We start from the raw sequence: 1,822 nt of genomic DNA, 5'->3' as shown, positions 1-1,822 counted from the left end.
CTCCGCCGCCGCTATGCAGACTTCAACCCACCTACCTCGCCCTGATCTTCGGCTACGAAAATCTTGCCGGAGCCACGACCACTTGTACGCCGACAGGCCCTGGCCTTTGTCAGCCGTTTCGCGGCCGTCGCGCACCGCTGGCGGGGAGCGCGCGGGGCGATGTCGCTGCCCTTGATCACCTTGGTGAACTCGGCATCGAACTGCTTCTTGCCGGCCTTCTCCGCGAGCGTGGTCAAGTACTTCACCTGTGCCTCGGTGGCCGAGTCCGTCTTCGCCTGCTTCCGCCGCTCCTGCGCGGGAGCGTAGATCTGCTTGTAGTGCTCCTTGCGGGCTGCTTCCGACTCAGCGCTGCGGCAGGTGATGTGCACGGATCGGACTGTCAGAGGGCACGTTCAGCTTGGGCCGTCCCGTGGTCGTGAAATGGTATGGGTTCTGCGTCGTAGTCGGCTTGTGCTGCTCGGATGGTCGAGGCGTGTTCGATGGTCCAGTCGTAGAGCCTTCCGAATGGTTCGAGCAGCGATTCGCCGAGGGGGGTGAGGGCGTATTCGACGCCGATCGGGGATGTGGGGATGACGCGGCGGGTGATCATGCCGTTGCGCTCCAGACGTCGGAGCGTCTGGGTGAGGACGCGCTGGGTCACCCCGGCGAGTCGGCGCTTGATCTCGTTGAACCGGGTCGGCTGCTGGAGCACTGCGAGGGCCATCATGGACCATTTGTCGGCGATCTGATCGAGGATCGGCCGGCTAGGGCAATCTACGGCGAACAGCACGCTCTGATCACCGTGCGCCGTGTAGGGGGTGGTATCAGTCATGTGCTCTAGGTCCTCCAAAGTGCGTTCTAGACGACGTCTGCGTGCTAACGCAGTATGGGTATGCATCGCAAACCTACATGCTTAACGCATACTCATGAAAGGTCCTCATGTCACAGTCCTACTCGACCCTGCACGTGACCGTCGCGGACGGTGTCGCCGAGATCGTGCTCGACAATCCTCCGGTGAACGTCATCAGCGCAATGCTGATGAAGGACCTCGCCAGCGTTCTGGGAGAGCTTCGCGACGACTCGTCGGTGAAGGTGATCGTGTTCTCCTCGGCGAACCCGGAGTTCTTCCTTGCCCACGTCGACATGCACATCCTCGACGACGAAGATCTTTTCAACGAGCTCGTTGCCGCCACCCCGCGGGGAGTGAACGTGTTCCAGGCTGTCGGGGAACTGCTCCGCAATCAGCCGCAGCCGATCATCGTCAAGCTCGCTGGCAAGGCGCGAGGCGGCGGGGCGGAGTTCGTCGCGGCCGCCGACATGGTGTTCGCTGCGACCGAGACTGCCGGGCTCGGGCAGATTGAGAGCCTCATGGGTATCGTGCCCGCTGGGGGCGGGACGCAGTATCTCCTTGAGCGTGTCGGCCGTAATCGAGCTTTGGAGATCGTGCTGACCGGAGATCTCTACGACGCGACCACGGCTGCCGCATACGGGTGGGTCAACCGTGCGGTGCCCGCAGCGGAACTCGACGAGTTCGTTGCTCGCGTCGCGCGCAACATCGCCGGCCTCGCAGACAACGTCGCCCTGCGCGCGAAGGAGATCTTGGCGCCCGCTCGTCCGCTCGAGGGCTACGAGCGTGAGGAGATCGCCTGGGCCAGCTTGATCGCGGACCCGATCGCCCTCGCGCTCATGGGCAGGGCGCTGGAGCACGGCGCGCAGACCCTGGAGGGCGAGGCCGACCTGGAGCAGCTCATGCGATCCGTGACCCGCTGACGCCGCCCGTAACGGCCCAGTTCGAGCCCGACTTCCTGCCCTTCGCCAGCACTCTGGTGCTGGGCGGTAACGC

The 1,822-nt window shown here is 64.2% G+C and carries 3 protein-coding genes; 1 reads left to right on the top strand and 2 read right to left on the bottom strand.

The features are described 5' to 3' along the window. Positions 1 to 11: 11 nt before the first annotated feature. Together ACFWFI_RS42545 and ACFWFI_RS42540 are read right to left on the bottom strand one after the other, a co-directional pair. Positions 12 to 368, bottom strand: coding sequence for a hypothetical protein (locus tag ACFWFI_RS42545; RefSeq protein WP_387401306.1), 357 nt, complete (start codon positions 366 to 368; stop codon positions 12 to 14). 11 nt (positions 369 to 379) lie between these two features. Beyond that, entirely contained in the window at positions 380 to 811 is a 432-nt protein-coding gene (locus ACFWFI_RS42540; RefSeq protein WP_387401304.1) for a winged helix-turn-helix transcriptional regulator, read from the bottom strand. 107 nt (positions 812 to 918) lie between these two features. Between ACFWFI_RS42540 and ACFWFI_RS42535 the strand changes: the two genes are divergently transcribed. Beyond that, entirely contained in the window at positions 919 to 1,749 is an 831-nt protein-coding gene (locus ACFWFI_RS42535; protein ID WP_387401302.1) for an enoyl-CoA hydratase/isomerase family protein, read from the top strand. The last annotated feature ends 73 nt before the right edge of the window (positions 1,750 to 1,822 follow it).

Origin of the sequence: Streptomyces sp. NPDC060209 (assembly GCF_042728155.1) — a bacterium.
Lineage (GTDB): Bacteria > Actinomycetota > Actinomycetes > Streptomycetales > Streptomycetaceae > Streptomyces.
The sequence above is the reverse complement of the archived record's forward strand: the minus strand, read 5'-3'. Positions and strand labels throughout refer to the sequence as shown.